The 25150-nt window shown below is 61.8% G+C and carries 25 protein-coding genes and 2 pseudogenes; 14 read left to right on the top strand and 13 right to left on the bottom strand.

Translation table 11 applies throughout. From position 1 onward, the window contains the following. Window positions 1–35: 35 nt before the first annotated feature. The 10 genes from AC1Z3O_RS26800 to AC1Z3O_RS26755 all read left to right on the top strand — a co-directional run bounded on the left by AC1Z3O_RS26800 (window position 36) and on the right by AC1Z3O_RS26755 (window position 8809). Window positions 36–314, top strand: a complete 279-nt coding sequence (locus AC1Z3O_RS26800; protein ID WP_483519134.1) for a hypothetical protein — start codon at window positions 36–38, stop codon at window positions 312–314. Between the two features lie 18 nt (window positions 315–332). Continuing rightward, on the top strand, window positions 333–929 hold the full coding sequence (locus AC1Z3O_RS26795; protein WP_483519132.1) for a carboxymuconolactone decarboxylase family protein: 597 nt from the start codon (window positions 333–335) through the stop codon (window positions 927–929). A gap of 20 nt (window positions 930–949) precedes the next feature. After that, a complete protein-coding gene (gene arsS, locus AC1Z3O_RS26790) occupies window positions 950–1915 on the top strand; it encodes an arsenosugar biosynthesis radical SAM (seleno)protein ArsS (RefSeq protein WP_483519130.1) in 966 nt (321 codons plus the stop codon). A gap of 19 nt (window positions 1916–1934) precedes the next feature. Further along, window positions 1935–3599: a dihydrolipoyl dehydrogenase family protein gene (locus tag AC1Z3O_RS26785; protein WP_483519128.1), complete on the top strand. Its 1665-nt coding sequence runs from the start codon at window positions 1935–1937 to the stop codon at window positions 3597–3599. 50 nt (window positions 3600–3649) lie between these two features. Beyond that, window positions 3650–4321 carry a TVP38/TMEM64 family protein gene (locus AC1Z3O_RS26780; protein WP_483522016.1) on the top strand — a complete coding sequence of 224 codons (672 nt, stop codon included), beginning with the start codon at window positions 3650–3652 and terminating at the stop codon, window positions 4319–4321. Then, entirely contained in the window at window positions 4321–5031 is a 711-nt protein-coding gene (locus AC1Z3O_RS26775; protein ID WP_483519126.1) for a TIGR04283 family arsenosugar biosynthesis glycosyltransferase, read from the top strand. Before AC1Z3O_RS26780 ends, AC1Z3O_RS26775 begins: the two co-directional genes overlap by 1 nt. Beyond that, window positions 5007–5648 carry a TIGR04282 family arsenosugar biosynthesis glycosyltransferase gene (locus AC1Z3O_RS26770; protein ID WP_483519124.1) on the top strand — a complete coding sequence of 214 codons (642 nt, stop codon included), beginning with the start codon at window positions 5007–5009 and terminating at the stop codon, window positions 5646–5648. Before AC1Z3O_RS26775 ends, AC1Z3O_RS26770 begins: the two co-directional genes overlap by 25 nt. Before the next feature lie 15 nt (window positions 5649–5663). Further along, window positions 5664–6515 (top strand): S-methyl-5'-thioadenosine phosphorylase, encoded by an 852-nt coding sequence (gene mtnP, locus AC1Z3O_RS26765; RefSeq protein WP_483519122.1) that lies wholly within the window; start codon window positions 5664–5666, stop codon window positions 6513–6515. Window positions 6516–6602: 87 nt separating this feature from the next. Then, a complete protein-coding gene (locus tag AC1Z3O_RS26760; protein WP_483519120.1) occupies window positions 6603–7985 on the top strand; it encodes a radical SAM protein in 1383 nt (460 codons plus the stop codon). A 62-nt stretch (window positions 7986–8047) separates the two neighbouring features. Beyond that, on the top strand, window positions 8048–8809 hold the full coding sequence (locus AC1Z3O_RS26755; RefSeq protein WP_483519118.1) for a DUF547 domain-containing protein: 762 nt from the start codon (window positions 8048–8050) through the stop codon (window positions 8807–8809). A 54-nt stretch (window positions 8810–8863) separates the two neighbouring features. Here AC1Z3O_RS26755 and AC1Z3O_RS26750 read toward each other — a convergent pair whose 3' ends face one another. The 3 genes from AC1Z3O_RS26750 to AC1Z3O_RS26740 form a co-directional block, all read right to left on the bottom strand. Next, complete coding sequence (locus tag AC1Z3O_RS26750; RefSeq protein WP_483519117.1) at window positions 8864–9457, bottom strand: histidine phosphatase family protein; 594 nt, start codon at window positions 9455–9457, stop codon at window positions 8864–8866. 511 nt (window positions 9458–9968) lie between these two features. Beyond that, window positions 9969–11084, bottom strand: coding sequence for an alpha/beta fold hydrolase (locus AC1Z3O_RS26745; RefSeq protein WP_483519115.1), 1116 nt, complete (start codon window positions 11082–11084; stop codon window positions 9969–9971). Window positions 11085–11611: 527 nt separating this feature from the next. Then, window positions 11612–12838 (bottom strand): FAD-dependent monooxygenase, encoded by a 1227-nt coding sequence (locus AC1Z3O_RS26740; RefSeq protein ID WP_483522014.1) that lies wholly within the window; start codon window positions 12836–12838, stop codon window positions 11612–11614. 147 nt (window positions 12839–12985) lie between these two features. Between AC1Z3O_RS26740 and AC1Z3O_RS26735 the strand changes: the two genes are divergently transcribed. Next, window positions 12986–13927 (top strand): LysR family transcriptional regulator, encoded by a 942-nt coding sequence (locus tag AC1Z3O_RS26735; protein ID WP_483519113.1) that lies wholly within the window; start codon window positions 12986–12988, stop codon window positions 13925–13927. A gap of 167 nt (window positions 13928–14094) precedes the next feature. Here AC1Z3O_RS26735 and AC1Z3O_RS26730 read toward each other — a convergent pair whose 3' ends face one another. Continuing rightward, a complete protein-coding gene (locus AC1Z3O_RS26730; RefSeq protein WP_483519111.1) occupies window positions 14095–14439 on the bottom strand; it encodes a hypothetical protein in 345 nt (114 codons plus the stop codon). A 227-nt stretch (window positions 14440–14666) separates the two neighbouring features. Here AC1Z3O_RS26730 and AC1Z3O_RS26725 point away from each other — a divergent pair, with 227 nt between their 5' ends. Continuing rightward, on the top strand, window positions 14667–14858 hold the full coding sequence (locus AC1Z3O_RS26725; RefSeq protein ID WP_483514887.1) for a hypothetical protein: 192 nt from the start codon (window positions 14667–14669) through the stop codon (window positions 14856–14858). Between the two features lie 154 nt (window positions 14859–15012). Here the strand turns inward: AC1Z3O_RS26725 and AC1Z3O_RS26720 are convergent. From AC1Z3O_RS26720 to pdxR, 6 genes and pseudogenes are all read right to left on the bottom strand, one after another. Further along, window positions 15013–15294, bottom strand: a pseudogene (locus tag AC1Z3O_RS26720) (putative quinol monooxygenase). 175 nt (window positions 15295–15469) lie between these two features. Continuing rightward, window positions 15470–16303, bottom strand: coding sequence for an acetyl-CoA C-acyltransferase (locus tag AC1Z3O_RS26715; RefSeq protein ID WP_483519110.1), 834 nt, complete (start codon window positions 16301–16303; stop codon window positions 15470–15472). After that, on the bottom strand, window positions 16236–16709 hold the full coding sequence (locus AC1Z3O_RS26710) for a thiolase family protein (protein WP_483519108.1): 474 nt from the start codon (window positions 16707–16709) through the stop codon (window positions 16236–16238). The genes AC1Z3O_RS26715 and AC1Z3O_RS26710 overlap by 68 nt, the downstream gene beginning before the upstream one ends. A gap of 400 nt (window positions 16710–17109) precedes the next feature. Further along, window positions 17110–17406, bottom strand: a complete 297-nt coding sequence (locus AC1Z3O_RS26705) for a hypothetical protein (protein WP_483519106.1) — start codon at window positions 17404–17406, stop codon at window positions 17110–17112. A gap of 457 nt (window positions 17407–17863) precedes the next feature. Then, a pseudogene (locus AC1Z3O_RS26700) lies at window positions 17864–18240 on the bottom strand (ferritin-like domain-containing protein); the annotation flags it as partial. Between the two features lie 153 nt (window positions 18241–18393). Further along, window positions 18394–19809, bottom strand: coding sequence for a MocR-like pyridoxine biosynthesis transcription factor PdxR (pdxR, locus tag AC1Z3O_RS26695; RefSeq protein ID WP_483519104.1), 1416 nt, complete (start codon window positions 19807–19809; stop codon window positions 18394–18396). Between the two features lie 149 nt (window positions 19810–19958). Between pdxR and AC1Z3O_RS26690 the strand changes: the two genes are divergently transcribed. Together AC1Z3O_RS26690 and AC1Z3O_RS26685 are read left to right on the top strand one after the other, a co-directional pair. Continuing rightward, a complete protein-coding gene (locus AC1Z3O_RS26690; protein ID WP_483522012.1) occupies window positions 19959–20339 on the top strand; it encodes a cupin domain-containing protein in 381 nt (126 codons plus the stop codon). A gap of 5 nt (window positions 20340–20344) precedes the next feature. Then, the gene (locus AC1Z3O_RS26685) at window positions 20345–20806 is read left to right on the top strand and encodes a carboxymuconolactone decarboxylase family protein (RefSeq protein ID WP_483519103.1); all 462 of its coding nucleotides are present in this window, start codon (window positions 20345–20347) and stop codon (window positions 20804–20806) included. 331 nt (window positions 20807–21137) lie between these two features. Here AC1Z3O_RS26685 and AC1Z3O_RS26680 read toward each other — a convergent pair whose 3' ends face one another. From AC1Z3O_RS26680 to AC1Z3O_RS26670, 3 genes are all read right to left on the bottom strand, one after another. Next, window positions 21138–22550, bottom strand: coding sequence for an ArsB/NhaD family transporter (locus tag AC1Z3O_RS26680; RefSeq protein ID WP_483519102.1), 1413 nt, complete (start codon window positions 22548–22550; stop codon window positions 21138–21140). Between the two features lie 586 nt (window positions 22551–23136). Beyond that, window positions 23137–24183, bottom strand: coding sequence for a YncE family protein (locus tag AC1Z3O_RS26675; RefSeq protein WP_483519100.1), 1047 nt, complete (start codon window positions 24181–24183; stop codon window positions 23137–23139). 18 nt (window positions 24184–24201) lie between these two features. Further along, window positions 24202–25125: a DUF1259 domain-containing protein gene (locus AC1Z3O_RS26670; protein ID WP_483519098.1), complete on the bottom strand. Its 924-nt coding sequence runs from the start codon at window positions 25123–25125 to the stop codon at window positions 24202–24204. Window positions 25126–25150 lie beyond the last annotated feature (25 nt).

The raw sequence follows: 25150 nt of genomic DNA, 5'->3' as shown, positions 1-25150 counted from the left end.
GAAGGGCGAAGGGCGAAGGGCGAAGGGCGCACGCGGTGATCTATCGCGGCCCGTTCGCCTCAGTGACCGACGACGAAGGCCATCTGTTTCCCCGCGGCGAGTGCATGGCGGTATGTGAGCGCACCTACCAGTTCCTCATGCAGGGCGACTACCGGGCACATTTCATCGGCATCGCACCGGTCGGCGAGTCGGCCGGAAAGCCGTACTGCGCCCCTTCTGGTACACGCCGACCCGCTTCGGAAAGCAAACAGGCGGCGCATCTTCCTGCCGTCCCGGTCGCCGCCTGTTGCGGTCCCGGTATGGAGTGCGGCTGACGCAATGAGGCTTGTCCTATGCCCATGATCTCGACGTCGGATGACTTTCGCTATCCGTGGTACGTGCGCCTGGTCTTCTGGCTGCAGCGCCGTAAGTATGGCGCCGAACTCGAGCCGGCCAGGTTGTGGGGCCGAACCCCACGTGTCTTTCTCGGATTGGCAGGACTCTATCGCGCGATCGACCGAGAGTCTTCCCCCATCGGACCTGCGCTGCGCTCCTTGGTCACGGTGCGGGTCTCGCAAATCAACTGGTGCGAATTTTGCGTCGATATTAATTCCGCGACGGCGTTGGAGCGCAGCGTGGATGCGGCCAAGCTATCGGAACTGGCCGACTTCGAACACTCCCCGCGCTACAGTGCCCGTGAGAAAGCGGCCCTGCGCTATGCCGAGGCCGTCACCATCACCGGCCGCCGCGTGGACGCAGCGCAGATGAGCGAACTCAAGGCGCATTTCAGCGACAACGCCATCATCGAACTCACCGCGCTGATCGCCTTCCAGAATTTATCGAGCAAATTCAACGCGGCGCTGCACGTTCCGGCCCAGGGGTTCTGCCGGATGCCGCCAGGTCCATCCGACGACGTGGCCAGGCAGGCGCCGCAAAACATCGCCAAGTAAGGAACCCGCGGAGAAGCGCCATGCATGCCACCTTTCCGTTGCTGCGCAAGACCGACTTTCCGGCGATACGCCGCAAGTCATTGGAAACGCTGCAGGTCAACCTGGGTTATCGCTGCAACCAGACTTGCGTCCATTGCCACGTCAACGCCGGACCTCACCGCACCGAAATGATGGACGGTGCCACCGTCGATCTGGTGCTGGAGGTGCTGCGCGCCCGCAGGCTCGCGACCGTCGACATCACTGGCGGTGCTCCGGAACTCAATCCGCATTTTCGCCGCCTCGTGGCCGATGCGCGTGCGTCGGGCGTGCGCGTCATCGACCGCTGCAACCTCACCATCCTGTTCGAGCCGGGGCAGGAAGACCTCGCTGAATTCCTCGCCGCTCAACATGTGGAAGTCGTTGCCTCTCTCCCTTGCTATACAGCGGAGAACGTCGACCGCCAGCGCGGCGCCGGCGTATTCGAGAAAAGCACTTCGGCGTTGCGCCACCTCAACGGCCTCGGCTACGGCCTGCCCGACACCGGGCTTGCGCTGCATCTCGTGTACAACCCGCAGGGCCCGTATCTGCCGCCCAATCAGGAGAAACTCGAGGCGGATTACAAGCGGGAGCTGTACGCGCATTTCGGCATCGTCTTCAATCGGCTCTTCGCGCTCGCGAACATGCCGATCCAGCGATTTGGCAGCACGCTGGTCTCGAAGGGGCAGTTTGCGGACTACATGCGCTTGCTGAAGGAGAATTTCAGCGCCGCCAATCTTGAAGGGTTGATGTGCCGCAGCCTTGTCAGTGTCGACTGGCAAGGCTATCTCCACGACTGTGACTTCAATCAGATGTTGGGCCTGCCACTAAAGCTCGGTGCTCACCCGCGCGCCCATCTGCGCGACCTGCTGGGCGCCGAATTGGCCGGTCAGCCCATTGTTGTGACCGACCATTGCTATGGCTGCACCGCCGGGCAGGGCAGCAGTTGCGGTGGCGCGCTCGCCGCGTGAGCTGGTAGACGTGAATCATATGATGCGGCTCAAGCGGCCCTTGATCTTCCTCCTGGTGGTAAGCGCACTGGCCTCGGCGTCGCATTTCGCACCGGACGTCGGCCAATATGGTTCACCTTGGACGTTCGTGCTACTTGGCTTCCTCACGCTGATGGTGCGGAAGGCGATAGCCGCGGCCGGGATACAACGCGTCTATGCCCGCTGGCCCAAGCCCAGAAGGTTCGACCGCAATCTGGTTGTCATCGGCGCCGGTGCGGCCGGACTCGTCACGGCCTATCTCGCGGCGACGCTCAGAGCCAAAGTCACGTTGATCGAAGGCGGCAAGATGGGTGGCGACTGCCTGAATTCCGGGTGTGTGCCATCGAAAGCCCTCCTGCGCTCGGCAAAATTCCTCAGTCAGGCCAGGCACGCGGCCGCACTGGGCATCGCCAATGCCGAAGTGGGGTTCGACTTTGCCGAGGTGATGGCGCGTGTGCACCGGGTGATTGCCACCATCGCGCCGCACGATTCCGCCGAGCGCTATACCAGGCTCGGCGTGGAAGTCATCCAGGGGAATGCCACCATTACCTCACCCTGGACGGTGGAGGTCAATGGCCGCACGCTCGCCACGCGTGCCATCGTCATCGCTGCCGGTGCACAACCGCTGGTGCCGACGATTCCCGGGCTGCAGACGGTTGGTTATTACACAACTGACACGATCTGGTCCATCCGGACGCTACCCAGACGGCTGATTGTGCTGGGTGGCGGCCCGGCCGGCTGCGAACTGGCGCAAGCTTTCGCCCGTTTTGGGGCGGAAGTCGTGCAGGTGGAAATGTTGCCGCGCCTCTTGATTCGCGAGGACCCGGAGGTCTCCGCAATGATCGCTGCAGCGCTGACGGCGGACGGCGTGCGGGTCCTGGTCGGGAACCGTGCGGTGCGCTGCGAGCAAGTCGGCGGTGTCAAGCAATTGATCGTCGGTCGCGACGAGAAGGAAATGGCGCTCGAGTTTGACGCGCTATTGTGCGCGGTCGGGCGTCGCCCGCGGACTGCGGGCTATGGACTGGAGGCACTGGACATTCCGCTGACGCCAGCCGGGACCATCGAGACGGACGCATACTTGCAGACGCTTTACCCAAACATCTACGCCTGCGGCGATGTCGCGGGGCCATTTCAACTCACCCATGCTGCGGGCCATCAAGCCTGGTATGCGACGGTCAACGCGCTGTTCGCCGGGGTGAAGCGTTTCAAGGCCGACTACGCCGTGATGCCATGGTGCACCTTTACCGATCCGGAGGTGGCCCGCGTGGGTTGGTGCGAACAGGACTGCGCGGAGCAAGGTATTCGCTATGAGGTGACCCGCTATGACCTGGACGAACTGGACCGCGCGATCACCGACGAGTGTGCCCGTGGCTTCGTCAAGGTCCTGACGGTACCCGGGAGGGACAGGATCCTCGGGGTCACGATCGTCGGCGACCATGCCGGAGAACTGCTTGCGGAGTATGTGCTGGCGATGAAGCATGGTTTGGGACTCAACAAGATTCTCGCGACCGTCCACACCTATCCGACGCTGGCCGAAGCTAACAAATACGCGGCTGGTCAGTGGAAACGGGCGCACGTCCCGCAACCGGTGCTGAAATGGCTCGCGCGTTTTCATGCCTGGCGGCGCGGCGGCGTGACGGCGATGCGTGAGGGGCCTGGAACGTGAAACCATCTGGAACGACCTCTTCGAAACGCAACCGTACGCGTGTCCTGATTGTGTTGGCAATCGTCGCGCTGCTGGTGGCCTATTTTGGCCTTGGTCTTGGCCGCGGCCTGACTTTGGAGCACCTGAAGGCAGGCCGGGCCGCATGGCACGCTTACTATGCAGCGCATCCGGCAGCGATGACGGCGGGCTATTTCCTGCTGTATGTCGCAGTCACCGCGCTTTCCGTGCCCGGCGCCGCGATCATGACGCTGGCCGGCGGCGCGATCTTCGGTCTGTGGGTCGGCAGCTTGATCGTTTCCTTCGCCTCGACCATCGGCGCAACCCTGGCATTTCTCGCCTCGCGCTATGTGCTCCGCGACGCAGTGCAACGCCACTTCGGTGATCGGCTTGCAACCATCAATGGCGGGTTAGCGAAGGACGGCGCGTTCTATCTGTTCGCACTCCGGCTGGTGCCGTTGATCCCGTTTTTCACCATCAATCTGGCCATGGGGCTGACACCGATCAAGACCACCACGTTCTATTGGGTCAGCCAGGTCGGCATGCTCGCCGGCACGATGGTCTATGTGAACGCCGGCACCCAACTGGCAAGCATCGGCAGCGTTGCCGATATCCTGTCTCCGGCGCTGCTTGGCGCGTTCGCGCTGATTGGCGTGCTGCCGCTGGTTGCGCGAGGAGCCGTGCGGTGCATTCGGACAACCCGCCGCTTTCGGGGAGAACGCTAATGCGCCTTTCCATCGTGATGCCGACCTGGAATGAAGCGGAGCATGTCGAGGCCGCCCTTGCGGCGCTGCAATCGCTGCGTCGCGAGGGCGTGGAGATCATCGTGGTGGACGCATCGAGTGCGGACGGCACGGCCGATCTGGCGCGGTTCGGCGCAGATCAAGTTGTCATTGCCGCGCGTGGCCGGGCGCGCCAGATGAATGCGGGGGCCTCCGTAGCCAGTGGAGACTTGCTGATCTTCCTACATGCCGATACGCGCCTGCCGGCGGATGCCGCAGGGGCGGTTCGCACCGCCTTGCAGGCAGGACAACGGTCCTGGGGCCGGTTCGATGTCAGTATCGCAGGACGGTTACGGCTCCTGCCAGTCATTGCGGCAGCAATGAACCTCCGCTCGCGGCTGACCGGGATCGCCACCGGGGACCAGGCGATATTCGTGCGCCGCGAGGCATTCTTCGACGTTGGTGGCTTTCCGGATCTGCCGCTGATGGAGGACATCGTATTGTCGGCCCGCTTGAAGGACATCGGGCCGCCGGCATGTTTGCGTGCCCGCGTGGTCACGTCCGGGAGGCGATGGGAACGGCGCGGACTATGGCGAACGATCTGGCTGATGTGGTGGCTGCGCCTGCAGTTCTATTTTGGACGCAGCGCCACAGTGCTTGCGCAACAGTATGAAGCCAAGGAGCACGCATGCGCCCCTCACCGTGCGAACTGATCGTCTTTGCCAAAGCCCCCGCGCCTGGCCATGCGAAGACCCGGCTGATTCCCGCACTGGGTGCAGAGGGGGCCGCGGCGCTGGCAGAGCGGCTGCTGCGGCATACGCTGGCCTCGGCCTGTGCGGCCGAAATTGGTCCGGTGGAAGTTTGCTGCGCGCCGGATACAGGACATCCGGCATTCGTGGCCTATGCGCGAGAATTCAAGGCGACGCTGTCGCGACAGTGCGAGGGGGATCTCGGCCAGAGAATGGCCTCGGCGGCCCGCCGCGCATTGGCGCGTGCCGACAGCGTGCTCATTATCGGCACCGATTGTCCGGGGCTGGACCCGCCGCGGCTCCAGGCCGCGGCGCGATCCCTGCATGCGGGCTACGACGCGGTGCTGGTCCCGGCTATTGATGGCGGCTACGTGCTGCTCGGCCTGCGGCGCGTGGATCCGCATCTGTTCTCGGCAATACGCTGGAGCACCGCGACCGTCATGACGGAAACGCGCAAGCGGCTGAGTGAGCTTGGCTGGCGCTGGACAGAGCAGCCCGCGTTGCCGGACGTGGACGAGCCCGCCGACCTCCGTCATGTCCCGATCGCGCTGCTGTCAGCGGCAACCCAACACCAGAACTGACAAGGAGCAGCCACCATGTTAGGAATCATCGGCGGAACAGGAATTTATGCGATCGACGGGCTCAGCGTGATCAGGGAGCACCAGGTCGACACGCCATTTGGCCTGCCATCGGCACCAGTCCTCCACGGTCGTCTTGGCGTCACGGAAGTCGTCTTCCTGCCTCGGCACGGCCGGCAGCACGAACTGTTGCCGCATGAGGTCAACTATCGGGCCAACATTTACGCCCTGAAAGCACTCGGGGTACGCCAGATCATCGCGCTGTCCGCTGTCGGCAGTCTCAGGCAGGCCATCGCGCCAGGCGATTTCGCCATCCCAACCCAATACGTGGACTGGGTGCGAGGCAACCGGGACAAGACATTCTTTGGGCAGGGAGTGGTTGCACACGTTTCCTCGGCCGAACCCACTTGCGCCCGGCTCGCCTCGATACTCGAAGCCAACGCGACCGAACTCCGGCTGCCCGTCCATTCCGGCGTGGCCTACGGGTGTGTGGATGGCCCGCGCCTGGGCACCCGCGCCGAGAGTCATTTCCTGCGCGATGCCATGGCGTGCGATGTCGTGGGCATGACGAACGTGCCGGAAGTGTTCCTCGCCCGTGAGGCCCAGATCTGCTACTGCACCTTGGGCATTGTCACCGACTATGACTGCTGGCTCGAGGATCCCGCGCAGCATGCCACCGTCGCGGCGGTGATCGCCCGCTATGGAGAAAGTCTCGGCAGGGCCAGGCAGATTCTGGGCCGGATTTTGTCGACCGGATTGCCGGACCACGACGCTTGCCCCTGTCGCCACGCGCTGAGCGATGCGGTACTTACTCCGGAAGGGGCAGTTCCTGCGGACAAGCGGGAGCTGCTGCAGGTCCTGAGAGCGTAATGAGACCGGAGCAGGCGCCAATGCGCGCGGGCGGGCGCTACGGCGCCCGAGGGAAGGGTAAGGCAATGCTCCCCAGGGAGACGAATCATGCAGTACATGTCCAGAGAGGAAGTCAACGCGCGGGGCGCTGAGCCTTGGCCGCAATCTCCCACTGACGCCTTGGAACGCGCGCGGGCCGTCATGGCCCGGGAAGGGCTTGCCCAACCTAACCAGCAGATGGGGCAGCGGTGGCCGGTCGGCTGCGTGGCGCTGGAGATCACCCAGCGCTGCAATCTGGACTGTACGCTCTGTTACCTGTCCGAGAACTCGGAGACGGTCCGGGATATCCCTCTTGAGGAAGTCATGGCGAGAGTGGAGAAGATCTTCCTCGCCTTTGGGAGGAACACCGACGTTCAGGTGACGGGAGGCGAGCCGACCTTGCGCAAGCGTGACGAGCTGCTCGCCATTGTGCACCGGATCCATGCGTTGGGCATGCGCGCCACGCTGATGACCAATGGCATTCGGGCGACTCGGGAACTGCTGCGCGATCTGGCCGCTGCGGGACTGGCGGACGTCGCCTTCCATGTCGATACCACACAGCAGCGAAGGGGCTACCAGACCGAAGTCGAATTGAATGTCCTTCGCGAGCGCTACGTGGAGCGTACCACTGGATTGCCGCTATCGGTGATGTTCAACACCACCGTTCATGATGGAAACTTTGAAGAGATTCCAGCGGTCGTCGCGTTCTTCCGGGCCAACGCTGGCCGGATCCGCACGGCGTCATTCCAGTTGCAGGCTGACATCGGCCGGGGTGTCCAGGGTGCACGCGGCCAGGCAATTACCCCGGAAACCGCCGCGGCCCAGATTGAGCGCGGGGCGGGGACGCCCCTCCAGTTTTCGGCCTCTCTTGTTGGACATCCAGCGTGTACCCGCTATGCGATGTGCCTGGCGGCGAACGGAAGCCTCTATAGTGCGTTTGACGACTTGCGTCTGGTGGCAGCCCTGCAGCGCGCCACGGCTGGTGTGGTGTTCGACCGGACTCACCCTACCGCGGTGGCCTTCCGGCTGGCGTCTTGGTTGTGCGGACACCCGGCCTTCTGGTTGCCGCTCCTGGGATGGCTGGCGCGAAAAGCCTGGACAATGCGGGAGGATCTGATCCGAAGCCGGGGGCGCGTACGCACGCTGTCGTTCGTCATCCACAATTTCATGGATGCGACCAAACTGGAAGCGGACCGGATCGAGGCGTGTGCATTCAAGGTCATCACTGCCGATGGCCCCGTGTCCATGTGCCTGCATAACGCGAAGCGGGATACCTTCATTCTGCGGCCCATCCGATTCCATAGGGCCAAATCGACGCTGTTCTGGAACCCGCTTACGGGCACCGAGACAACTGAGCCGCTTGCACCGACTACGGGCGTTGGGGATCCTTGCCAGCATCGGCACGCAAAAGGTCGCGCACGCGACCGGTCGCCGCGACCTTCCATCCTGTAACGGAAGGCCGTGGACGCATTTGCGCGAGATTGACGATGTTGCTCCGGAGACTTCGGTGCGCCTTGCTTGCGATTCTGCTCGTACTGACGACGAGCGGTTTGTCCCTGTCCGCCGCGCAGGGCGCAGCCGCTGACGCCGACCTGCACTGGGCGCGCGTGCTTCTCAAGTATGTGAATGAGCACGGGCAGGTGGACTTCTGCGAACTCGCCAATGACTCGACCGACTTGCGTGCTTACGTCGACTACGTCGGGCGTGTGAGTCCGCAAAGCGTGCCGGCTGCGTTCCCGACGCGAACGGATGCGATGGCCTACTACATCAATTCCTACAACGCGCTCGCCATGTACAACGTCATTGTCTCCGGCAGGCCGATGGAGCTGGGCTGGCTGACACGGTTGTGGTTCTTTGGCGGCAGACACTTCTCGATCGGCGCGAAGGCAATGACGCTGTACACCTATGAAAACAGCGTGATCCGCCCGCTGGGGGACGAGCGCGTGCATTTCGCGCTGAACTGCATGGTGCGCGGCTGTCCTCAACTGCCAAACCAGCCATTCTCTGGTGAACACCTCGATGCGCAGCTCGATGCGTCCGCGCGGCATTTCTTCAGCGAGCCGCGAAACCTTCAGGTCGACCTGGCAGCGAACACCGTGCGGGTCTCTTCGATCCTCAAGTTCTACCGGGACGATTTTCTGAGGCAAAGCCCGACGTTGATTGCGTACATCAATCGCTACGTAGCAAAGGAGATTCCTCCTGACATGAAAATTGAGTTCATCCCCTACGACTGGACCGTCAACACGCAAGGGCGCGCCTGCCAGTCCGCTGAGTGATGCTCGCGGCACCGGGGCCCGCCAATTTCCTGGACGTTGTCACTTGCACCATGGTTACTGGCTGTCCAATCGAATCGTGCCGATGATGTCGAAATCTGTCCCCTTCGGTTGAACCACGAAAAACTCGCCCATCGGCACCGTGCCCTCAAGCACCAAGTCGGCGATGTTGAGATCATGGGTAATCATGATCAAGTTTGAGGGGCCGTGGTGTTTCAGAATTTCCTGGACAGCGCTGTGGCGATCTAATTTCGCCTGTTCGTCCGATACGGTACCGGGCGGTCTGAGATATTGAACGGGCGTCGCATGACCGAATGCAAGGGTGCCGGTGTCGATGCAACGGCAATAGGGGCTGGTCAGGACTTCCCCGACTGCAACCTCGTGAGCACGGAAGGCTTCACCGATACGCTTGGCCTGCTCTATGCCGATGGGCGAAAGGTTCACTTCCTCCGCGCAGTTTCCGGGCGCGAGATGCCCTATCCCTTCTCGCATGTCGACATGAGTATGACGCATCAGGACAACCGTGCCGCCCTTTTTTAATGCCGCCCAGACCTGCTCGTCGCTGGCAATAGCCTGTCCGGCTGACAGCGTCAACAAAAGCACGAAACCGAGGAGGAAGGGGCCTCTCCGGCTGATCAAGTTTCTTAGCATGATGTTGCGGACGCCCCGTGGCGCAATGGATCTGAACTGATGCTATGGAATATTGGCGATGTCCGGTGTCCCTACTCGGACCCGCCCAGCAGGTCCGCTTTCGCGCCGTTGTCGGCCGAGTGGCTGACCTTGAACGCGCCTGATTAAGCTTGCTCAATTATGGTGTACGCGCTGGCGAGCGAAAAGCCATAGGCGCGCGAAAGCCAAATCGACCGCCCGCTCTCGTCCCGCAGCACCGCGACGAGCACAACCTCTGCAGCCACCGTCCGATCAATTCGTTCGGGTGAGCAAGTACCTTCAGCGCGCTGCTGGCGGGCTACCTCAGGTCAATGGTGCACTTGTCACGAGCGACCGAACCTGGGCGCGAGGAGACCACCAAGTCGGGGAGGGCAGTCGGCCGTACGCGACCCTTAACGGCCTTTGGCTTCAGCGCCGACGAATGACCGAAGTTGGGTTTCAGAGACACCCCGCGTACCCTACGTCCGCAATTGCCGAGGTCAATAGATGGGCGCTACTTCTCGCGAGCGGTGCGAGGAGCGGATTCGCGTAACAGCCGTTCGAGGTAAGGCTTCCACACTACCGCCAGAGACAGCGTCAGGTGGCCGATTGTCCTGGCGTCTTCCGGAATCAATACAAACTGAGCCCTCGGAACTGATTCGACCAGCGTCTTGACGATGCCTAGATCTGCTGCGTTTATGACGTCGTCCGCGAAATTGACGGCGACGACGTGCGCCTTGATCTGATTCAACGTGGGTTGCGGGTCATAATCCCATGAGGATTCGAGCCAATAGAGAAAATCGTTGGCGTCGTATTTCCTGGCTGCTTCGACCATCCGGTCGTAAGTATCGATGGCGGCCTTTTGGGTCGACCCTCGGGCCTGCAGGCGAACTGCGCTGTCCAAAATGACGGGCCAGAGTGGCGCTGTAAAAACCCAGTGCTGAGGTGGCGTCATATAGTCCCCGCCCATCCAATCAGGGTCGTTGCGAATTGCCTCGGTGAGAATGCGGCGGAAGATGAGATTGCGGCCGGAAATCTGTATCGGTTGGCAAGCAATGGGCATGATTGCGTCCATCATGTCCGGATAACGCTCTGCCCACATCCATGCTTGCATCCCCCCCATCGAGGTGCCTAGCACTAGGCGAAGATGATCGACGTGTAGACCGTCGTGAACCAACTGATAATGAGCACTGACTACATCGCCGTACCCATATTTCGGAAAACGTGCCCGCAGCCCGTCACTTGGCTTGCTAGAACCGCCTCTTCCGAGCCCATCTGGAATGATGATGTAATACCGCGCGGAATCAAGCGGTTGGTTGGGTCCGAACAATTCGCTCGCCATTGCCGGGGCCAGAAATGATTTACCTGTTGAGTTCGTGCCGTGAAGCAGCAGCACTGCATTCGTGACATGACCGCTGGAATCGCGCTGCGGCGTGCCAAGGGTGGTGTAATGCAGTCGGACTTCGGGGAGTGTATCCCCATTCTGAAAGTGGAAATCTCGAACAGTGATGTCGCCTTCCTGCTGGATAGGGCCAGGCTGGGCAGTGGCGTCGGCCGCGATAGAGTTTCCGAATGCGAAAAGGAAAATTGCTGCCGCTGCGATTCGAAGCACCGTGAGGGGCGTCACCATAACGCCACCTCGGAATGAAGTGTGTCTCATTATTCACCCCTTATCGTCGAAGACATCCCCGCTGGCACTTTGTTTCGGCCGTGCACTCACTTCATAGTATGCGAGCGGCGACACAGGTTGCCGATGGCCGCCCCTAGGGATACGGCACACCGGAGTGCGCTGCGACTGTCAGTCTGCTGGCCAGCTTCGGTCAACTGAGGTGCTGGCGCCGGTGGGCGCTTGTCATCCCAACGCCGTCATCGATGATCTGAGACCGACTGTCTCAAACTGGCCTCCGGTGTCCGCCGTCGGCGAGCGAGCGTCTCACGAGCAGTTCCCGACCCATTGCCGCCGTTCGAGTTTCGATGACCAATGTCTGCTATGTAACGCCTACCGGCTGGTGCCCACATGCAAGCTGACCGGATGCGTGGAAAGAGGCGTTTGCATAAAACCCGATGAACCACATCCAGCGCCTGTAAAGGTCAGCCGGCCGCTCGGCTTTCGTCACTGGGGACATGACTTTCTATCCGTGCGGAATCCAGCACACATCATTCAATGCGGTACAGGCTGCCAAAGCCGCCTCCCTCCACTGACGTGCTGTCAGCGCCACCAGGCATCGGTAGACCCTGTCCCCATCCGGCTGCCAAGACCTGCACGTCACGCACAGGATCGGACGCCTTGGCCCTCTCGTTGCGGATGCGACAGGTTTCAGGATCTGTGGCGAACAACCCGCGTGCGAAGACCCGGCCCTGTTCCGCCAGCCTTGCGGTTTTGGGGGCGCGAATTTTCGCAAACGCCTGGAAGATCTCTTCCAAGCCTCCACTTGCACCATCCAGGCACCGGGCCAAATGCCACGCATCCTCCAGCGCCTGGCAGGCTCCTTGCCCCGACGTCGGCAACGGCGCGTGTGCGGCATCCCCGACCAGCAGTACATTCGCCCGACTCCATGTATGCAGCGGCTCCAGGTCATGCACCGCAATCAGCCGCATGGCATTCTCGGGCGTGGCACGGATGATGCTTGAGACCGGCTCAGGCCATTCCGCGAACAGATTCTCGACCTCCTTGTGCATATCTGCGGTGGGCGTGGCCTCATTTAGGGGCCGTGCCTGCGCCGCGGCCCAATACACCAGTTCGGGTCGAATCGCCACGCAACCAAAGCGCTCGCCCGCCCCCCAGAAGTCCTGAATCGAAATATCGTCCACCAGCGCATGCGGCCCCTGCGCCACGCCGATCCAGTTAACAAAGCCTTGATAGATTGGTGTGCTGTCACCCGCGACAAACTTGCGCGCCACTGACTCCATGCGGCCGTCGGCGCCAATGAGCAGATCCGGGCGGATGCTCGCGCCATTTTCGAAATGGGCCACGGCTCTGCCATGAGCATCCAGCTCAATGGCCACCGCCCGGCGCCCGAACTCCACCGGAATCCCCGCCCGTGCCGCATGGTCCAGCAACACCTCCTGCAAGTGCCTGCGCAGCACCGTGTAGGTTGGGTATCCCATCGTCCGGTCCAGCAAACCAATATCGAGGCCCCCCAGTGCATTTCCCGCAGCATCCTGGCGACGCATTGTCAGCGGTCGACCGCCAATGGCCTCAATGTCTTGCAGCAGTCCCAGTTCTTCCAGCACAAAGCTGGCATTCGGCCAGAGCGTCACGCCGGCCCCCATGGTTGCCGGCACCGCACGGCGCTCATAGACCCGAGGGTTGTAACCCTGCTTGCGCAATGCCAGTGCCACGCTCAGGCCCGCAATGCCGCCGCCAAGTATTCCAATTTCCACGCTGAAGCTCTCCTTGTTCATACGGTGCCCGGTGCACGGTGCACGGTCCACCGCGTCACATCGGGCAAAAGGGCATCTTAAATTTCGCCACTACAGAGAACTAGCATGCAAAAATGGGACGTTTTCATACCTCAAACGGGATAATCAATGCGCGATGCACTCGATCTGAATACTGTCCGTGTCTATGTGGCAGTTGTTGATGAGCAGAGCTTTGCTGGCGCATCGCGTCTATTGGCCATGCCTTCCTCCAACGTCAGCCGCCACGTTGCCGCACTGGAGCGCAGACTCGGCACACGCCTGCTGGAGCGAAGCACCCGTCACCTGCGTATGACGGAAGCCGGTCGACTGCTCTACGAACGAGCAAAGCCCTTGCTCGACACCCTGCTCTCCACGCAGGAAGAGCTTGGTGCGGTACAGCGCGAACTGCGTGGTCCTCTGAAGATGTGCATGCCTGGGGAGGCACCAAGGCTGCTGGCTCCCATCCTCGCCGAATTCTGTAGCCTCCATCCAGGCATCGAGCTCGAATGCGATACCCGGATGACCGGGCTGGACGTACTTCGAGAGGACGTCGACCTTTCCATCGTCTTCCACCGGGGCCATCAGGAGGACAGTACTTTCATCACCCGCGAACTCGCCACACTGCCCAGCATCGTGGTTGCCGCCCCCTCCTTGCTGGCCAGGACCGGCATGCCACGCCATGTGCGCGAACTGAAGTCTCTGCCCTGCATCACCACCCTCAGTGCGCTGAAGGGCCAGCCCTGGCAGTTTCAGGACGCTGCGGGCGAAATCGTCAAGGTGCCGGTCCGCAGCCGCTACCGCGTCAACAGCGGAGAACTGGCCGTGGCAGGCGCACGGCAAGGCATCGGCTTCGCGATTGTGGCGGCCTATCCCTGCCAGGAAGACCTTGCTACGGGCCGATTGCAGGAGGTACCACTGGACCTGTGTCCCGCGCCACTGCAATTGCTGGGGGCATACAGCCATCGCCATTCCGTGACTGCGCGTGTCCGGGCGCTGCTGGAATTGATACAAGTGCGGTTGGCTGGATCGGTTAACCCTCCCATGGACCCCAGACCTTGTGGGACGGTCTAGGATCGAAGTGGTGCTCCGGGCTCAAAGTGGAGTCCTTCGGAGCGCAAGCAGTCGCTCGGTATGACTTTCTCAATGTCAGCTTTTGGCCGGACCCGGCCCTAGTGCCCGGGTAGCGGACCGCAGTTCGCCCTACTCCCGCCAGCGCTAGCTAGAACGCCGTCAGGACGCTATCGCCTTATGGGAAGCTGCTGAGAGTTCATTTCCTGCTCCAGCCATGCTTCAAAGGCCTGCTCAAGTTGGTCGAATTCTTTGTGGTACATCCGGATGCCCCGCTCCAAATAGAAGGTGGCGTAACCAGATTCTGTTTGTACCAACCAATAGCCTTCAGCTCTTGGCTTTGCGGTAACAAAGCAGTCCAAACCTCGGCGCCGGGCTTCCGCAACGATATCGGGAAACAAAGCAGTCCAACACGTCGGCAGGTGGCTCCAGGCGCCATCACAGTAACGATGGACTAGGTTCCACACACGCCCCGAAAGTATTGCGTCAATTTGCTCGAACTCTGGGATCGTCACCCTCGTCTCCGTGGCACCGGACCGTCCGGCAGCGGGAAATTTTCAACGAATTTTAAGCGGGTGTCGATGAGTGCTTCTGGCCGGACTCCGACACCGGCCGGCTCCCGGGCGGGGTCGTGTAAGCTTTGGCCTGCCTGACGCGCCGTCCCTGAGTCGAGCGCGCGACCGACGCTCACCCACCTGACGAAAACCACAGCCCGCCCGAACGGCGGGCCGGACCCCCAACCATGAACAGCAGACAACGCCGCGCGGCATGCCGCGCGAGCCTGTACAAGCCCGGCACCAGTTGGGTATTTCGCGGCAAGCGCCTGACCGTTACCCGCGTCGTGAGCCCGACCGAGGTACGCGTGGAATGGCCAGACGGGGCCCGCACCTACGTCTCCACCCGAGTGCTTGACGTAAGCGGCAAGCGCGCGTGACGGATTCAGGCAACTACCCCAAGGGCCGCTTCTGGCCGATCTCGGACGTCGGCGGCTGTGCCTCCGGACGTCCGAGATCGAAAAGCGGACCTCCGCCAGCAGGGCGATAGTGTTCGCTTTCCACTGAAACGTCGGCAGTCAATGCACCTTCTGTTTACGCGGCGCTCAACCGAAGTACCGTCGGTGCCCCGTCCATAAAAGCGCCCATTGCCCGGCCTAGGGTGCGAAAGTGATCAGACTTGCGATGTGCCTCAACGGCGGCAGCATCCTTATAGCGCTCGACAAACGCATAGGTTCCGGCCTCTTCGGTGCGCCAAAGTCAATATTCCAGGCACCCTTCTTCCTGCCGGGAGGCCGACACCAGTTGGCCCGCCACCTCTTCGAATTGAGATTCAGACCCGGTTTTCACCTTGATTTGTGCTACTACTGCGAGCATTTTCGATATCTCCATAAGTTTAGAATTGCGCGAGGCTAACGGCTTTGGCAATCCCGACAAGCTGTTCGTCAGCAATGCCGGGGTGGGGCCCGGCTCGACCTGATCTCCGTGTGCTGGCCAGCCGGGCGCTCGGCCGGCATGCGCTGGCCAAGGATCCCTAGAGTAAGGCGAGCGCTTAGACTCGCTCGATGATGATGGCCGGGGCCATGCCGCCGGCCGCGCACATCGTCACCAAACCGCGCTTGAGGTCACGCCGCTCCAGTTCGTCGAGCACGGTACCGATCAGCAGCGAACCCGTAGCGCCAATGGGGTGACCGAGCGCCATCGCGCCGCCGTTGACGTTGACCTTTGCGCGGTCGAGTTTCAGGTCGCGAATGAACTTCTCGGCCACCACGGCGAACGCCTCGTTGATTTCCCAAAGGTCGATGTCATTCACGGTCAGCCCGGCTTTAGCCAGCACCTTGCGCGCAGCCGGCACCGGGGCGTTGAGCATCAGCGTGGCGCTGTCGCCCACGTTCGCCATGGCCACGATGCGCGCGCGGGGCTTGAGGCCGCGCTTCTTGACATAGTCGCCAGAGGCAAGCAGCAGTGCGCCCGCGCCGTCGACCACGCCAGAACTGTTGCCGGCGTGGTGCACGTAGTTGATCCGGAGGTCCGGGTAGACCTGGCGGATCAGGCCAGCATAGGTATTTCCCTGCTCGTCCAGCGGCCGCTCCGCCATGGCTTCGAATGCCGGCCTGAGTGCGGCCAATCCCTCTAGCGTGGTCTGCGGGCGAGGGAACTCCTCGCGGTCCAGCGCCAGACTGCCGTCTTCGCGGTAGACCGGCACCAGGCTGCGCTTAAAATGGCCGCCCTCGATGGCCGCGGCGGCACGCCGCTGGCTCAGCAGCGCCAGTTCGTCCAGCGCGTTGCGCGGGATGCTTTCCAGCGTGGCGATAGCGTCAGCACAAACGCCCTGGTGCGACTGCGGCACGTTGCGGCGCAGCCGCAGGTTGCCCGCGTCCATCATGTTCGGCGAGCCAGAATCGGCCAGCGTAGCTGGTGTAGCTCATCATCTCGCAGCCGCCCGCAATGACCAGGTCCTCGAAGCCCGCTGCCACGGTCGCGGCCGCCAGGTTCACAGCAGTGATGCCGGATCCGCAGAAGCGGTCCAGCGTGACGCCGCTGGCCAGGTGGCTGTAGCCGGCGTCCAACAGTGCCATGCGAGCCATGTCCGAGCCCTGCTTGCCGCGCTGCGTCGAGGTGCCCCAAATCACGTCGTCCACCTCGGCGGTGTCGATCTGGTTGCGCTCGGCCAGTGCCTTGAGTACGGTAGCCGCCAGGTGCTGGGGATGAAAGTCGGCAAGAGCGCCCTTGCCGACCTTACCGATGCCGCGCGGCGTGCGGCAGGTGTCGATGATGTATGCGTCGGACATGCTGTTGGACTTTGCGTTGTGAAAAATGCAGGCTAGCGGCACCAGAGGGACACCGTCCTCGTCCGAAGGGACGAGTTTGGGCTGACCCCGCTCTCCGGGGCTTTGCACGCCGGCGCGCCTTCCACTCATTCAAGGCGGAATAGCTGTGGATTCAACCGGTCGATGCAGCACCCCTCAGGCTCGCAAAGCCTTTAGTGTGTTGCATCGACCGGTTGAATCTGCAGCTCTTCATCGGACATTGTCCGATAGATTGTCAAGGACCGTTTGTGGCCGAACTCGGTCCGCCGAGGCGAGGGTGCCGGTGGGAGATTCCCGACAAATACAGGTAGTCCGTCCCGCTCTTCATCGGTCGTTGACGGCCTCCAACTCTGCGCTCGATCGGGGCAGCACGTAGTACCGGCTACTTGACGTGCAGGATCACAAGTCCTTCCGAGATCGTCGGGGCACTTGCGTCATTGCCTGCAGCGTTCTGGGCGATCCAGTCCCTGGCTTTCTGGCTGCTTTCATCAACGCCCGTCTTGTCACTGCAAACGGTAACTGAGAAGCCAAATTCACCATCCTCACTTCGGGCCAGTGTGTAGCTGACAAAGCCTTGGACCGAGCGCATCAGCGATTCGATCTCCGGAGTGCGCCTCTCCAGCAAATCAAAGAGTTCCTTAGCGCCTACTCCCGAATATGCCCTGATTACGGTGTGCATGATGTGTCACTCACTTTGATGCCCTGGCTCGAATGCGGTGCTGGGGACCTTAGCCGGCTGTCAATGCGGCTGATAGGGTTGCTCTACACCCGATCAAATTGGCCAGAAGATGTCAGAAGGCTACTTTACGTGGGGTTGATTTGCATTCGACCCCCATCAGGAACTACTTTGGCTGCCAATAGAAAAAAATCCAGTGCTCTCCGGTGAACTTCCGTCTGTCCGTCCGGGGGGCTAGGGTTGCTTGAGTTCAATAGGGCTGCCCACAGGAGGTGGTCGCATCGCGGAGTTGCTTGAAACCGGCGGCTACACCATCTTCATGCAGTGCGAGGCGAGGGGCAAGAAAATCGAACTCGAACAGGCTCGGCTGGGGTTGCAGCCACCGAGAGCGGCTCACACCGAGAGCGGCTCAAGTACAGGATGATATTTCTCACTCACGCTTGAGCTTCAGCATGACAGGCCTCCTCATGAACGAATTCAGGTTTTGGCCCAGCATCATCGTTTCCAGCGGCGGGGCCGAATCGAACTCGAAGCGCACGGCGTGCAGCTATTCCTCGGTCGGCACCAGGTCCCGGCGGAGGCGGCGCAGGTATTCCATCAGCACGAGCGAGTGCTTCTGCTCCTCGAAGAACCAGATGCTCATGAACGCGGAAAAGCGGTTGTCGCGCAGGAACATCTCCGTGGCGGGCAGGGCCGACCATTCTGTGATCGCATTCATGCGGATGGTTTTCGCCTGGTCGTCGGCGAGCAGGCCCGCGTCAAAGGTATTCCGGGGATGTCCTTGTCCATGTGCCAGCGGACCGCCTCCAACGATTTGAACAGTTCGGGGTAGAGCATGGGAATGGCGCGGCTTGCGCTTTCTGGCGCGCCGCATTCGGGCTTATGGTTAGCGGACGATTTCGTCCAGTGGCGCTCCTTAGAGGGAGAGCAACGTTCAGGCATCCCTCCACAGCAACGGCCGCGGCGCCACGACTCTCGACCGATTTCGCCTCAGTTGAACTTGCGAATGAGTTGATGCAAGCGATCGCAGGCTGCTGGAATCTGTTGTTCAATCGCCGTCGCCACGCCAAGCAGCAGCCCCGAGCGCTGCGTGGACTCGGAGCAGTACCAGACCGAAAGCGGCGCGGGCGCGATTCCGTAGGCATAGGATTCCCGGGCGATCCGCTTGTCGTCGGCGCCATCGGCGAGCCGCACCATCACTGCAAGACCGGCCGGATAGGCCTCGAATCCTCGGGACTCGAGCGCTGTCATCAGTGCCTGGCTGCGGCCCGCATAGATGCGTTTCATGCGGCGCAGGTGCCGCATGTAGTGCCCGTCACGCATGAACTCGGTCGTCGCCATCTGTACTGCCGGCCCCGGCGCGGAAGTCAGGCACGCTGCCGCTTCATCGAAGCGGGGTACCAGCGTGGGGGGCACCACCACAAATCCCAGTCGCAGGGTCGGGCTGATGGTCTTGCTGAACGTCCCGATATGAATGACGCGCCGCGTGCGATCCTGCGATGCAAGGGCGGGCGCCGCGCGGCGTTTGAGTTGCAGCTCGCCCAGGTAGTCGTCTTCGACGATCCAGGCCTGCGCCCCGGCTGCCCACTCCAGGAGTTTCAGCCGGCGGGCGAGCGACAAGGTCCGGCCCAAAGGTGCCTGTTGTCCCGCAGTGACGAGGGCCAATGCGGCATCCGGTGCATGCGTCTTGCCGTAGCCGACATCGATTCCCTCATCATCCACGGGTATCGGAACCGTCGTGAGCTGGGCAATGACCAGGGCCTTGCGGCTCAGGGCATATCCGGGATTCTCGACCCATGCCTTGCGGCCTTCGAGCTGAAGCACGCGTAGCGTGATACCGAGCGCTCCGGAGAATCCGGCCGTGATGAAGATCTGCGAGGGCTGGCACTCGATGCCGCGTGACAAGGCCAGATGTGCGGCAATTTCCCGGCGGAGTTCATGTTCCCCGCGCGGATCGGGGTAGCATGCAGGCGCTTCGACTTCGTCGCGTGCCGCCCGGGCGCGCAGCCGTGCAAACAACGTGTCCGGAAAGCAGTCCGATGCCGGCACGCCCATCTGGAATACCGCTGGGCCGGGCATGAAGTGCTGGTACAGCGCCGACTGCAGGTCCGTCTCGATTGACCGCGCCCGTTCCTTGATGGGACTTACGCTGGGCGCGTGCTCGGAGACTCTGGTCCCCCCAGCGCGAGACGAGACAACCAACTGCGCATCGCTCAACCGTTCATAGGCGGTCTTGACGGTGCCGCGCGCCACACCAAGCTGAGCGGAAAGGTCTACCCAAGACGGGAGTTTGGCACCTGGGGGCAGTACCCCACTCTCGATGGCGCCGGTGATAGCTAGGCGTATCTGTTCCGCAAGTGCTGTCTTGGAAGCACGGTCGAGCTTCAGCTCCAGGATGTTCGTCATGGCGGCTGGTGCATCAAGTTTTCGCGTTCTTGGTTCTTTTTCGTGAACCACGGCTGATTCATGATTCTAGCCACCAAGGAGCTATCAAGGAGCTGATCATGAGGATTTCACGAACCTTTCTTTCACTTGTTGCCGCTGGCGGCCTGGCCATGTCCGGGGTTGCCGCGGCGCACGGCACCGCTGCCCATGGCGCTGGCGATATCGTCAAGCCGAATTTCTCACGCGCCATTCTGAACATTCCAGGCAAATCGCTGATCGCCGTGGAAGTCTTTTATCCACCCGGAGGCGCTTCGCTGCCTCACACTCACGCCAAGTCTGCGTTCATCTATGCGTACGTGGTCTCGGGCAGCATCGCCAGCAAGGTGAACGACGAGCCGGAACGCGTCTACAAGGCCGGGGAAGCGTTCTTCGAGGAGCCTGGCTCGCGCCATCCGGTCAGCCGCAATGCGAGCAAGACCAAGCCGGCAAAACTGCTGGCAGTGTTTGTCGTCGATTCGAACGACACGGCACTGACGACCAACGACAAGTAAGGAGCTTGAAAATGAGATTGGACTACACCAAGGCATCGCCGGGCGGCGTAAAGGCATTTGGGGGCGTGTATGGCTATGTCATGCAGTCGGGCCTGGAAGACGTCCTCGTCGAACTGGTCTATCTGCGCGTCAGCCAGATCAACGGGTGCGCCTATTGCCTCGATATGCATACCCGCGACCTGATCAAGAAGGGCGTCACGCCCGCGAAACTGGCACTTGTGCAAGCGTGGCATGAAGCGGGCGCGTTGTTCAGCGATCGCGAGCGCGCCGCACTGGCATGGGCGGAGTCGGTCACCCGCGTGGCCGACACCCATGTACCGGACGAGCACTTCCAGCTTGCCGCGGCGGCGTTCAGCGAGAAGGAGCTCGCGGACCTTACGATGGCCATCAGTCTGATGAACGCCTACAACCGGCTCGCCATCAGCTTCCGCCGTCCCCCCGATTCCGCCTTGGTTGCGGAGCGCTGAAGCGGCTGCCGCTCGGGGGCCGAGGGGCAGCCGGACAAAGAAGGCGCCTGACCGCGCTCACACCGGCAACGGTGAGACTTTTAATTCCGAGTACGATCTTCAGATCGAGCTTGCCCCGTGGCTTCACTGCCGACCGTCCCCATATCACCTACCGCGAACCAGACTTGAGGTCTGCACCTCTCCGGCGGCATTCCTTCGGAACCTGCGGGGCGTGTGACGGACTCAGAACAACCCATCTCTGCCGTTGCATGCCTCATCATGTGAGCGGCAGCTATCGAGGTACAACAGTCATGCTGCGGGCCTGTGGTACGCGAGTCTCGACATTGTGGCTTCATGCAAACGCGAGCCACAGCACGCCGACCGCTATCGTCAGCACTGTCAGCGGCGCGCCGACTCTGAAATACGTCCAGAAGCTGATTTCGACGTTTTGTGCGCGTGCGCCCTGCACGACGATCAGGTTAGCGACCGACCCCAGGATGGTGAAATTGCCGGCGAGCGTGGATGCCATCGCCACGGTAAGCCAGGCGTGCTGCGGGTTCTGCAGGTGCGCAATGAACGGCTTGAGGACGAGGACCGCCGGCACGTTGCTGACGATATTGGAAAGCACGGCGGTAATGCCACTGAGGACCGGCAGGCTGTCGAGATGGGTGCGACCAACCGCAGCAATGAGTTCCGGGGACAGCACGGCTTTCTCGAGTCCGGCGACCACGACGAAGAGCCCGGCGAACATGATCAGCAATGGCCCGTCGATCTCGCGGTAGACTTTCGCGGCCTTGACTCGTCTCGTGATCAGCAGCAGCGCGCCTGCGACGATCGCCACCGTGGGTGCGGGCAGGCCGGCGAAGAATCCGACCACCATCGCGAGCGTCATGCCTACCGATTTGATCACCAGTGGGCGATTCTCACGGGCGGGTTCCGGCTCGGCGTGGAGCCTGTCACGGGTCAAGAACTCGCCACGAAACGACAGCATGATCAGCGCCACGGTGAGCAGCAGGCCAATGGCAGCGATCGGTGCCAGCGCCGCAGCGAACGTCCCGTACGGCATATGCGACAGGCTACCGATGATCATGTTTTGCGGATTGCCGGTGATGGTCGCGGTGCTACCGATGTTCGACGCCATTGCAACCGCAAGCAGGTAAGGTACCGGGTTGCGTCGCAGTTGGGTGACGAGCTGGGCCACCAGCGGCGTGAGCACCAGGCAGATCGTGTCGTTGACGAGAAACGCAGAAAACAGACCCGAAACGAACGTCACCGCTGTCAGCAGGATGATCGGATGGTACGCGCGTGTCACGACCCAGCCGTTAATCAGCCGAAAGAAGCCTGACAGCCGCAGATTGGCCACCACAATCATCATCCCAAGCAGCAGGGTGATCGTGTCCATGTCTATCGACTGGTACGCTTCCGTCAGCGTCATGATCCCACAGGCAACTATCAGGCTGGCGCCTAGCAGGGCCGCACCCGCGCGGTCAAGATGCAGGCCGGGGATCCTGCCGACGGCGACGACCAGATAGGTGGCGAGGAATATGACGATGGCCGCGAGTTCAGGCGCGGAGCGATACCACGCAATGCTGGCGGTACGTGCCTGTCCGGGATCGGTCTTCCAGAAGAGATAGATTGCAAGCCCGAGGAGGGCGACCGCAAGACCGAGGCCGAGTGGGCCGGCGTAGCGTATCCGACGCGGCCTGTCCGGGGGTTGGGGCGGGATGGCGGGCTGACCATCGGGCGGTCGGATGTTGATTGGCATGGTGGAATTTTCCGGCAGCGGCCGCAGAGTCGCCCTTGGCGAAAGTTAGGCTTTGGCAATCATACCGTCAGCCAGGACAGCGCCAGGGCGTCGAAGCGGCATCGGCCTACGCGGCCTGCCGATCTGCGTTTCGGTCGTTGCTGTTAATTCTGGCCGGAAGTCACGTGGATTGCGGGTCTGGCTGGTTTCAAGCGCAAGTCGTGACGATACGTGGTGAGCCGACTTGCTTCGCACCGAGCGTCCGATACCTGAGCGGAGCCGACTGTCGAATGTCCGCCAGGGAGCGAGGTCGAACGGCCGTAGATGGCCGAACCCGGAAGTTCGTCGGCCGCCGGCCTCGCGGGAGATTCATGCCGAGAATCTCATGGACCGCCGTCTCGGCGTGGGTTCCCGCTAAGAGTGCATCGGCCAGCCTACCAATGGTTCGGTGGCCGTCGGCATTCCATGCGTGAGCAGGCGCAGCCACGAACGCTATGCCACTTGCTAGCACACCTAGTTGAAGACACCGGCGGAACTGCAGGGAGGTCTCTCTTGAGGGCGAGCCAGTAGTGGGGGGGGCTTGTGACCTTAATCCACGCCGATAACCTCAAGGCTTCATGACCCGCATCGCGGATTGATGAGCGGCGTCCTTCAACGGAAGGTAGAGTTCATGCGAAGCGGGATCGACCGCCAAACTGTGCGCGTTTGTTCCCACAAAGCCTTCCCCGATCTTTGTCACGCCCGTTGCCGCGACCTTGAAGATCGACAGCACTCCGGATTCGCTTGCCACATACACTCGGCCGAGCGCCGCGTCGTAGCCAAGGACGTCCGGCTCCCGGCCGACCCCGAAGTTCGCGACGATCTGCCTGCTCTTCAGATCCAGTACAAACAGGCGATCGTTCCCTTCGCAGGCAAGAAAGGCCAACCTCAACTCCGGCACGATCAACAGGCCGTGGTTGCCTTCGGCTCCCGGCAAGGTGATGCGATCAATGACTTTGTCCGAGAGCGGATCGATCTCGACCAGCGAACGGCGACCCTGGACGTTCACGAAGATATGCTTTGAGACTGGGTCATACTGTGTGTTACCCACGGCGCCGCCCAACTCAATGGTGGCGACACGCTGGTTGGTGTGGACGTCGATGACGGTCTCGGTATTGCCATTCTCATCGGAGACGTACAGCTTGCCGGCTTCGGGGGCATAGGTGAGACCGTCGGGATAGATGCCACCAGGGATGCGTGCCACGATCTTGAGTGTGGATGCATCGATTGCCACGATTTCGTCAGTCGCGGTTGCTGACGCGAATACGCGATTGAGTTCTGGAACGGCCAACGTGCCGTGCACATGGCCGACATTGCCGATGGTTGCCAGGATGGCTTTGGTTTTGGTGTCCATGACGACGACCGTGCTATCGCCAAGGTGCGCAATGAACAGCTTTGACCTGGTCGGGTCGAGGCTGAGATAGTCCCAACGCGTCGTGCCGCCTGGCAATGGAAAGTCGCCGACGTGCTGGAGCGGCAAAGCCCGAGACGGTAGTGCCGTTGTCGCGGGCAGGGCTGGCGCAGGCAAGAGCAACATGATCAGAGCGAAGGCCAAACCGTACAGGATTCCGCATCGCCGCGATTGAATTTGGTATGGGTTGCGCCTCTTGTTCATCCCTCGCTCCACGCACTACTACCTGTGCACGCTGGCCTGCGCGTCCAGGGCTTTCCTGACGGTTGCCGCCAATTCTGTCGCCTTACCTTTGCCCCAGTAGTGCAGGAACATGTAGCGCGGCTGTTCGTCGATCATGTGCTGATGGATGGCAACGATGTTGATGCCACCTGATCGCATCGCTTTGAGCACCGGCTGAAGCTCGTCCTCGCGCATCACAAAATCGCCGTCCACGACCGCGTTGTCGTCTGTTCCGGCAAACGCCGCCCAGGTGTTGACGCCCATTTCGTTGCCGATGGTCACTCCGTGCATGCTTGCTTTGGCCCCGATCACAACCTTGAACATCCCGTTGCTGGCTTGCCCCTTTCTCCCAAGAATGACTTCCAGGGGGCCTGGACTGATCGCACTCTCTTTCGGGAGGACGCCTGGGGAGCCGGACCCGACCGAGGGATTGGCGGCGCGGATTTCAGCGACCTTGTCAAACAGCTTCTTCACCCCGCCGGCGAGCTGCTCAGGGTCGCCCATGCCACCGATGTGCATGAAGTACACCCTTGGCTGGTCAAAAAAGAAATGATTGTGGAGCGCCGTGACTTCCAGCCCGGCATCGAGTGCGGCGCTCATGGCTGGATTCACTTCGTCCTCGAGGAGGACGGTGTCTCCCATCAGCATGACCTCGCGTCCGTGCGCTGGCGTGAACGCCGCCCACGAAGTCAGCCCCATGAATGGGGGCATGAGTGCGCCGTCTACCTTGATCGGAATATCCGTACGCGGCTTGGAAACCTTGAAGACGTTTTCGGCCTCAGAGAAGCTGCCCTTCAGACCGGTGACTTGCTCGATTCGCGCGGTATCCAGCGTCGCCCGCCGTTCTGCAGGCGCTGCCATGGCGATGGTGCAAGCGCCAACAAAGCAGGAAAGGGCCAGAACTATTTGCTTTGCCATTCGCATTCTTCACTCCAGTGTCACCGTTCGA

Source organism: Cupriavidus sp. 09_S30, from assembly GCF_056930435.1.
Note: the sequence above shows the minus strand (reverse complement) of the source record. Positions and strands in the feature narration are given on the sequence as shown.